This window comes from Haloparvum sedimenti (assembly GCF_001462205.1).
GTDB classification, from domain to species: Archaea; Halobacteriota; Halobacteria; order Halobacteriales; family Haloferacaceae; genus Haloparvum; species Haloparvum sedimenti.
The window spans coordinates 72,676-81,349 of the sequence record NZ_LKIR01000116.1; the positions used below are offsets into that span (position 1 = coordinate 72,676).

Sequence of the window (8,674 nt, forward strand, 5' to 3'; positions counted from 1 at the left end):
GTGCGGGGTGGGACTGAACGGGGCAACCGGCTCGACGACAGAGCCAGATCAGGAGAAAGGAGAGCAGGCTGGCGTTTTCGAACTGGACGACACCCACGCGATCGAACCGTACTCCTCACCACACCAGCTGGAACTCCCGAAAACCCCTGTGGAACACTATCGACTTCGGATCAGCGTCGGCTCGCCGTCGTCGCCCTCGACCACGTCCAACCCGAGGTCGTGAACGAGTCCGGCGACGTGTTTCGGGACGACGCGCTCGGCCGCGAACCGTGCGCGCAGCGTGGCCACCGCGTCGACCAGGTCGTCCCCCGTCGCCAGCGTCGGCGTCGCTTCGAGGAACTCCGTCTCGTTGCCCGCATCCGCGGAGCGCTCCGCGAGCGTCGTCACCGCGGGCGTCGCGAACGCGTCCGCAAAGTCGATCGGGTCGGTAAACCCCGCGTAGTAGCACCGGCCGCCGGTCGAGGGGCCGAGCACCGTCTCCGCGGTGCGGAGCTTCATCGCGGCCGCGTCGACGATCTGTCTGGTCAGAAGCGGCGCAGTCGGGCGGACGACCGCGACCGAGCGGGCGCCCTCCTCGCGAAGCAGGTGCGTGACGGTGTTGCCCGCGCGCGCCGCGAACGTCGAGCCGACCTGCGGCTCGAACCGCACGTCGTCGAGCGACTCCAGTGTGTCCGCGGCGATGGCGCGCAGCTCGGCCTCCGGCGCGAGGTCGGCGTCGTCGCCTGCGGTGCCGTCATCACCGCTCGCGTCGCCCGCCTCCGCCGACAGCTGGTCGGCGGTCGGGTAGTTCACGAGCAGGTCGCCGCCCGAGCGATGGACCGCGAGCATCGTGTCGCGCAGCACGGCCTCGTAGCAGTCCGCGGCCTCGGCGGCCGAGAGCGGTGAGGTTTCCGCGAGGCGGGTCAGGACGTGCCCCTCCCGGGGCGGCTCGGCCAGAACGGCCACGACGGTCATGTGCGTCGGTCGGAGCGGGCGACCCTTCAACCCGCCGTTTTTAGGCACCGGCGGTCCCCCGCCGTTCCATGAACGACTGCAGTCCCCTCGTCCGGATCGCACCGCCGCTGGCCGCGCTCGCGGTGCTTCTTCTGCTCGCGGCGGCGGCCGTCGGACTTCCGGCCGCGCTCGCGTCCCTTGCCGCCGCCACGAGCGCGGCGTTGTCGCTCGCCGTCGTGGGAGGACTGGTCCTGCTCGGACGAAGGGGTGCTGGGCCGCGGACGCCCTACTGGTGAGCGGTCGCCGCCTCGACGACCGGTTAGCGACTCTGCCGTCCCTTCGTCTGTCTGTAGTCCCGACTGAGCACGTTGTCCTGCATGTGCTCGACGAACGCGGCCACGTCGTCGTCCGTCAGCGTTTCCGGGTCGGCCATCGGGACGAGCTCGAACCCCCGGCCGCGGACCGTGGTTGCGTGTTCCGCCGCCGCGTCGAAGCTCTCCGGACGGCGCGTCGTGTACTCGACCGCCAGCTCCTCCAGGGCGCGCTGCCCGACCGGGACGATGATCTGCGGGTTGATCATCCGGATCTCCGCGTTCAGAAACGGCTCGCACGCGAGGACCTCGTCGTCGGCCGGCGCGCGGTCGGGGTGGCGACACCGCGTCAGATACGTGAAGAAGACGTTCTGGACGTCCGGTTCGACGCCGGCCGACGCGTCGGAGCCCTCTACGCCCGGGCCGTCGGCCCCCTCCACACCCGGACCGGACCGGACGAACCCGAGTTCCGCGAACGCGGACAGGACGCGCTCACCGACCGCGTCGCCGACGAAGGGAACGCCCGCCGCGTCCGCACCCGCGGTGGGTGCCTCCCCGACCACCACGAACTCGCCGCCCACGTCACCGTAGCCGTGGACGACGTGCTCGCGCGTCTCACAGAGCGCCTCGCAGTTGCGGCAGTCGGCGTCCATCCCGAAGGGGTTCGCGAACTCGCGCTGGTGAGCGTCCACGCCCGTACTCCGCCGTCCGGAGCCAAAACCGCACCGGTCGTCGCAGTCCGATTCCGGCCCGACGGCCGATAGCGTTCGACCCCATCGCGGATCACGACGAGGCGAAGTACGAACGGGCGGCGCCTCGGAACAGGATTTATTAGCACATGTCGATAGCCCAAGGCATGTCCACCGACCCGGGTGATGGGGGAGCGATAGCGACGTTTACCGGGACGCCGGTCCTCGTCCGGTTGCTTGACCGGATCGGGATCCGGCGTCTTCTGCCAGAGGGATTCGCGTCGAAACCGATCCACGCGCTCACGGCGTACAGCGTGCTCGTCGTGCTGCTCGAGAACGGCGTGTTGCAGCTGTACAACCTCTGGGCGGGCTACGAGGTGGTGTACCTCACCAATCCGCTCAGACTCCTCAACGCCGCGATGCTCGTCGGCGCGGCGATGGCGACGGGCGCGCTGTACCGGCGGTACGGCCGCGCCGTCGAGCGAAGCCACCTCGTCGAACGCGCGTCGTCGACCGAGCGCTTCGCACCGCTCGTCCCCGACCGGCTCACTGCCGCCCTCGTCCTCGTCGGCGTCGCGTTCACGACGTATAACGCCGTGGCGATCCTCACGCTCCCGGAGCTGTACGCCGTGGGCGGACCCGAGCGCGTCCTGCGGTTCGCCGTGATCCTGCCGCTCGGCTACGTGCCGGTGTTCGCGACGTTCCTCGCGACGTACCTCTCGGTCGAGGTGCTGTTGCCGTGGCGACTGCTGCGCTCCGAGGTGGATCTGGACTTCCTCGATCCGGAGAAGCTCGGCGGAATGCGGCCGTTCGGGGAGCTCGTGAAGTTCGCGTACTACTACCTCATGCTCGGGCTCGTCGGCTACGCGGTCGCGCTCTACGGCCCCTTCCTCCTCAGCGGCGTGTTCGCGTACACCGCACTCGAACGGCCGGGGGCGGTCGCGAACCTCGGATTCACCGCGGTCTGGGCCGCGGCCGTGGTGACGATGGGGTGGGGCATCTACGCGCTCCACCGATACATGAACCGGGAGAAGCGCGAGCAGCTCCACCGGCTGGACCGCCGGGCCCGCGAGCATATCGACGACCCCTGGCGGATCGAGAACGTGGACATCGCGGAGCCGCCCGCGGAGTACGAGCGATACCGCACGCAGGTGGAGTATATCACCTCCACGAAGGAGTACCCCGCGACGTTCACGATGTGGTCGCAGATCGCGGTCGGGATCGTGGCCCCGAAGGCGCTTCAGGTGGTGCTGTCCGTGGTCTGAGCCTGCGCCGACGGGTTCGGTCGGCGGTCAGGCCAGCGCGTAGCGGTCGTCGGTCCCCTCGACGAGCCCCTCCTTGCGGAGCGTCTTGAGGATGCTGTACAGCGAGATCTTCTTCATTCCCAGCGACTCGGCCATGTCCGCCACGCTGGCGCCGTCGTTCGTCGTCAGGTAGAGATAGACCAGCTTCGCACGCGGCGACTGAAGTTCGGGCGGGAGCGCCGGCGTCGTGGCGCCCGTCGCTGTCTCGGGTTCCATCATCATACTCGACTACTGTGGTTCGACGATAATAAACCCCCATTTCAACGAACGTCGAAATACGGAGGATCACCACGAAGCGTCCGTTTGACGGGGATACAGAACTAATCCGCGTTCGAGTTAGTCGCGTTTCGCGCCGCGATCGCTGCCGTGCGGGCGAAAAGTTCGACCGGTGACGGACAGCCGGTCCCGGAACGACCGGCCCGTGCAGCCGCTCGCAGACGCTCAGTACGAGCGGACCTTCGGCTCGTAGGTCTTGTCCTCGCCCTCGAGGATGACCGGCTTGTAGCCGAGCTCCGGCTGGCCGTCGTTCCACGTGATCAGCGTGTGCTTGAGCCAGTTCTCGTCGTCGCGGATCTGGTTCTCCTTGCGCCAGTGGGCGCCGCGGAACTCGTTGCGCGCGAGCGCGCCCACGGTGAGCGCCTCCGCGATGTCGAGGATGTTCCGCGTCTCCATGGTGTGGATCAGGTCCGTGTTGAACGTCCGCGAGGGGTCCGAGACGCCAACGTCCTGGTAGCGTTCGCGAGCGTCGCGGATGTCCGCGAGCGCCTGCTTGAGGCCCTCCTCCTCGCGGAAGACGTTGACGTTGGCCGTCATCGTCTCCTGTACCTCCGAGCGGACCTCCGCGTGGTTGATCCCCTCCGAGTCGAGCAGCTCCTCGACGCGTTCGCGTTCGGCCTCGACCGCCGTGTCGAGCACCGCGTCGCCGTCCGCGGCCCCGCCGTCCGCGGCGGCCGGCTCGGTGCCGTCGTCCGGGTCGACCGCGCCGATCGGCACCGGCGAGTCGATCTCGGCGGGCTCGTAGTCGTCGCTCTTGCCCGTCGTGATCTGGGGCTCGCCGAGGTCGTCGCCGGCCGCGTGTTGCCCGGCGCGCCGTCCGAAGACGATGAGCTCCGGCAGCGCGTTGCCGCCGAGCCGGTTGCCGCCGTGAACGGAGACGCAAGCGCACTCGCCGGCCGCGTAGAGCCCGTCGATGCAGGTCTGGCCGTTCTCGTCGGTCTCGACGCCGCCCATCGCGTAGTGCTGGCCGGGCTTGACGGGCATCGGCTCCTCCAGCCCGTCGGCGCCCTCGAAGTCCTCCGCGAGGTGGAGGATGTTCTCCAGCCGGTCGAGGATGCGCTCCTCGCCGAGGTGGCGCATGTCGAGGTGGACGTACTCGTCCTCGATACCGCGCCCCTCGTTGATCTCCGTGAGCTCGGCGCGGGAGACCACGTCTCGGGAGGCGAGCTCGCCGTCGTTGTTGGCGTAGCCGTGCTCGAACATGAACCGCTCGCTCTCGTCGTTGTAGAGGATGCCGCCCTCGCCGCGGACCCCTTCGGAGATGAGGACGCCGGTAGAGGGGAGCGTGGTCGGGTGGAACTGGATGAACTCCATGTCCTCCATGGGGACGCCCGCGCGGTAGGCCATCGCGACGCCGTCGCCGGTGTTGGCGACCGCGTTGGTGGTGTGGTCGAACACCTGTCCCAGCCCGCCGGTCGCGAGGATGACCCCGTCGTTCGCGCGGAAGCCCTCCACGGAGCCGGTCTTGATGTCGTAGGCGACGACGCCGTGACAGCTCCGGTCCGACGGGCGCTCCTCGTCGGTGACCGCGAGGTTCATCACGTGCCATTCGTCGTAGACGGTGACGCCGCGTTTGACCACCTGCTCGTACATCGTGTGGAGCAGCTGGTGGCCGGTCTCGGCGCCCGCGTACGTCGTTCGCGGGAAGGAGAGACCGCCGAACGGTCGCTGGGAGACGCGGCCGTCCTCCTCGCGGGAGAACGCCATCCCCCAGTGTTCGAGCTGGATCGTCTCCTTCGGGCTGTCCTTACAGAGGGTCTCGACCGCGGGGGCGTCCCCGAGGTAGTCGGACCCCTTCATGGTGTCGTAGGCGTGGTCCGTCCAGTCGTCCCCGTCCCGGAGCGCGGCGTTGATGCCGCCCTCCGCGGCCCCGGTGTGGGACCGGACCGGATGGAGCTTCGTGACGATGGCCACGTCGGCCCCCGCCTCCTGTGCGGCGATGGCCGCGCGGAGGCCGGCGCCGCCCGCGCCGACGACGATGACGTCGTGTTCGTGCATGATTTGTCGTTGGTTACCAGAACTTGAGGTTATTTTTGACGGCTTCCCGCTTGAGCTCCTGGATGTGCTCGGTGAGCGGGATGTCCTTCGGGCAGACGTTCGTACAGGAGAACTGGGTCTGACAGCGCCAGACGCCGTGTTCCTGTTCGAGGATCTCCAGCCGCTTCTGTTTCATCTCCTCGCCTTCCCGTTCGTCCATCGCGAAGCGGTACGCCTTGTTGATCGCCGCCGGACCGAGGTACTCGTTGTCCCCGGCCGCGATGTTACAGGAGGACATACACGCGCTACACCAGATACACCGCGTGGACATCTTCACCTTCTCGCGGTTCTCCCGGCTCTGTCGCTGTTCCTCCAGTTCCTCGTCGGGGAGGTCGTCGGTCTGGAAGTATGGCTCGACCGCCTCCATCTGCTCGTAGAAGTGCTCCATGTCGACGACCAGGTCCTTCACGACGTCCGCGTGCGGCAGCGGCTCGACCCGGATCGGCGTCTCCATATCTAAGTCCGACAGCTGGGTCTTACAGCCCAGACGCTGGGAGCCGTCGATGAACAGGGCGTCGGAGCCGCAGATCGCCTGCCGACAGGAGTGCCGGAAGGTGAGCGAGGAGTCGTAGGTGTCCCGCGCGTACATCAGCGCGTCGAGGACGGTCATCCCCTTCTCGTAGGGGACGTGGAAGTCGTCGAAGCGGGGCTCCTGTTTGCCCTCCACCTCGGGGTCGTACCGGAAGACCTTGAGGTGGACCGTGTTCTTCGCGGCCTCCGCGGCCGCCTCCGCCTCGGCCTCTTCCCGCGCGCGTTCGGCCGCTCGTTCCTGCTTCTGGGCGCGGCGGCGGTCGCCCGCGGAGGGCGCCTCCGCCGGCGCGTCCTCCGTGCTCGTTTCGCTCGTCTCGTCCGTGGTCTGTGGTGCGTCCGTACTCATGTCAGTAGATCCCGATCCCGGCCCACGCGTTCGCGGTGCGGATCCCCTGTGCGATCAGGAGGACGCTCGCGGCGATCAGCGTCCACTTGACCGCGGTGCGTTTGGTGCCCGAGAGTCCCTGGTTGATCAGCGCGTTGTAGACGCCGTTGACGCCGTGGAACGTCGCCGTGATCAGGAACAGCACCATCAGCGAGTAGTAGCTCCACGTCTCCATGCGGCCGGCGCTCATCAGGAACGACACCTCGTCCGCGTGGTGGACGAAGTGGAGCAGGAAGAAGTGGAACGCCAACACGACGATCAGGAACGCGGCCGTGATCCGCTGGAGCAGCCACGAGGTCCCGCCCGGCGTGAACGAGGAGTAGCGTTCAGCCATCTCAGAAGGCCCCCGCGATGAACGTCGGCACTGACGCGACGGTGATCGCGCCCGTCAAGATCAGCGACGCGTAGAAGCTCTTGTCTTGCGATTCCAGCCCGATGCCGAGGTCCACGAGCAGAAGCCGCGTTCCGTTCAGGATGTGGAACACGGCCACTGCGAGCAGCCCAACCTCGAGGATCCGAACGAGGAGCAGGTCCTCCAGCGTGACGATCGTCTGCGTGTAGACGTCCTCGCCCGCCGTCAGCACTGCTTCCTCGGCCCCCGCCGCCGGGATCGCGGTACTCAACACGGCAATATGGGTGAACAGATAGCCCACAAGCACCCAGCCGGTGAACTTGTGGAAGATCCAGGCCCACATCCCCGCTGAGAACTCCCGCCACCGGCCGAAGTCCTCGATGAGGCCTCGATTGTACGACTGACTCATGCCGTGTGAGGGTCGGTCCCGGGGTGGTAAAGTAGTTTCTAACGCGGCGTGTCGCACGCCCGCAGGGCGTCCGGGTTCCTCGGGCGCTCCGCGCCGCTCGCTCGCCTCACGTCTCGTCGCCGTTCGTCGGCGACTGCTCGGCCTCGACCACGCGGCGGGTCGGCTCGTCCAACTCGACGAGGTGACAGAGGGGGTTGCCCGGATAGACGACCGGGTTCTCCAGCACCCCGACCAGCAGTCCGGTGAACGGCGCCATCACCGGCTCGTTGTCGTCCTTGAACGGGTTGGTGATCGTGGCGATGCGGTCGCCCTCGCGGACCAGCGCGCCGGAGTCGTGGTGCATGTCGACGATGCCGCCCGCGTCCGCACGGATCCACGTCTTCTCGTCCGAGCCGGCGATGATCGTGCGCCACCCCGGCCACCGGACCGACGACTTCTCCAGCAGGCCGTACTCCGCGAAGGCGGACTCGACGCCCGCGAGAGCCGCGTCGATCAGGTCGCGCTGGAACCGGTGGGCCTCGCCCATCTCGACGGTGATGGTCGGGACTCCCGCCGCGGTCGCCTCCCCGCGGAGCGTCCCGGACGGGCCCTCGCTGTCGATCACGACGTTCGAGCCGAACGCCATCCCGAGGCGGTGCACCTCCTCGTCGGCCATGTCGGCGCGGACGTGGAGCATGTTCGTTCGGCCGCGGGTGGAGGTGTGGAAGTCGATGCCAAAATCGCACGGCTCGACGAAGTTCGTGAATATCTGATGGGCCATCCGCTTCGAGCTCGTCGACCCCGCACGCCCCGGGAACGAGCGGTTCAGGTCCCGGTCGTAGACGGGCAGGTAGCGCTGCTGGGCCAGGAAGCCCGGCACGTTGAGCACGGGGAGACAGACCAGCGTCCCCGCCAAGTCGTCCAGGTCCCACTCGTGGGCCACCTCGCGGACGACTTCGATGCCGTTCAGCTCGTCCCCGTGGGCGGCCGCCGACAGAAACGCGGTCGGCCCGTCGCGCTCGCCGTTGATGATCGTCACGGGGATCCGGACGGGGTCGCCGAGGTACGTCTCGCTGATGCCGTATCGCAGGTTCTGGGTCTCACCCGGCGCGACCGCACCGCCGTTGTAGGTGAAGGACCCGTCGTCGCTCATGCTCGCTCGGAGCACGGCCGCGGGGATATATATGGCGACCGCGGGACCGCGGCGGCCGCGAACCACACCGCGCTCGCGGCCCCGGTCGTCAATCTACTGAGCGGCGACGCCGGCTACATGACCGGCACGGAGCTCATTGCCGACGGCGACCTCTCGGCGGGCTGAGGGATCGACCGGTTTCGCGGCGGTTCGAACGGCATCCATCCGCTATCGGTCGTTTACAGAATGCAAGGAGAATGCCCCGGGGCTTGACCCCGGGGTTGAATCCGACAACTCGTGATACAAACCATTAACTAAACACATCTCTAATTGGGA

The 8,674-nt window shown here is 67.9% G+C and carries 10 protein-coding genes; 2 read left to right on the plus strand and 8 right to left on the minus strand.

Going from position 1 to position 8,674, the window contains the following annotated elements:
- Positions 1–156: 156 nt before the first annotated feature.
- Positions 157–954 (minus strand): DUF2064 domain-containing protein, encoded by a 798-nt coding sequence (locus AN233_RS06810; protein ID WP_058366046.1) that lies wholly within the window; start codon positions 952–954, stop codon positions 157–159.
- Between the two features lie 68 nt (positions 955–1,022).
- Here AN233_RS06810 and AN233_RS06815 point away from each other — a divergent pair, with 68 nt between their 5' ends.
- Positions 1,023–1,229, plus strand: a complete 207-nt coding sequence (locus tag AN233_RS06815; RefSeq protein WP_058366047.1) for a hypothetical protein — start codon at positions 1,023–1,025, stop codon at positions 1,227–1,229.
- A 23-nt stretch (positions 1,230–1,252) separates the two neighbouring features.
- Here the strand turns inward: AN233_RS06815 and AN233_RS06820 are convergent, their stop codons facing one another.
- Positions 1,253–1,936: a uracil-DNA glycosylase gene (locus AN233_RS06820; protein ID WP_058366048.1), complete on the minus strand. Its 684-nt coding sequence runs from the start codon at positions 1,934–1,936 to the stop codon at positions 1,253–1,255.
- Between the two features lie 164 nt (positions 1,937–2,100).
- Here AN233_RS06820 and AN233_RS06825 point away from each other — a divergent pair, with 164 nt between their 5' ends.
- Positions 2,101–3,198, plus strand: coding sequence for a hypothetical protein (locus tag AN233_RS06825; RefSeq protein WP_218055070.1), 1,098 nt, complete (start codon positions 2,101–2,103; stop codon positions 3,196–3,198).
- Between the two features lie 27 nt (positions 3,199–3,225).
- Here AN233_RS06825 and AN233_RS06830 read toward each other — a convergent pair whose 3' ends face one another.
- From AN233_RS06830 to AN233_RS06855, 6 genes are all read right to left on the minus strand, one after another.
- Complete coding sequence (locus AN233_RS06830; RefSeq protein WP_058366062.1) at positions 3,226–3,456, minus strand: helix-turn-helix domain-containing protein; 231 nt, start codon at positions 3,454–3,456, stop codon at positions 3,226–3,228.
- A gap of 222 nt (positions 3,457–3,678) precedes the next feature.
- A complete protein-coding gene (locus AN233_RS06835) occupies positions 3,679–5,511 on the minus strand; it encodes an FAD-binding protein (RefSeq protein WP_058366049.1) in 1,833 nt (610 codons plus the stop codon).
- 13 nt (positions 5,512–5,524) lie between these two features.
- Positions 5,525–6,427 carry a succinate dehydrogenase/fumarate reductase iron-sulfur subunit gene (locus tag AN233_RS06840; protein ID WP_058366050.1) on the minus strand — a complete coding sequence of 301 codons (903 nt, stop codon included), beginning with the start codon at positions 6,425–6,427 and terminating at the stop codon, positions 5,525–5,527.
- Position 6,428: 1 nt separating this feature from the next.
- Positions 6,429–6,800, minus strand: coding sequence for a succinate dehydrogenase (locus AN233_RS06845; protein WP_058366051.1), 372 nt, complete (start codon positions 6,798–6,800; stop codon positions 6,429–6,431).
- 1 nt (position 6,801) lies between these two features.
- Positions 6,802–7,227, minus strand: a complete 426-nt coding sequence (sdhC, locus tag AN233_RS06850; protein ID WP_058366052.1) for a succinate dehydrogenase, cytochrome b556 subunit — start codon at positions 7,225–7,227, stop codon at positions 6,802–6,804.
- A gap of 106 nt (positions 7,228–7,333) precedes the next feature.
- Positions 7,334–8,359 carry a succinylglutamate desuccinylase/aspartoacylase family protein gene (locus AN233_RS06855; protein ID WP_058366053.1) on the minus strand — a complete coding sequence of 342 codons (1,026 nt, stop codon included), beginning with the start codon at positions 8,357–8,359 and terminating at the stop codon, positions 7,334–7,336.
- Positions 8,360–8,674: the final 315 nt, after the last annotated feature.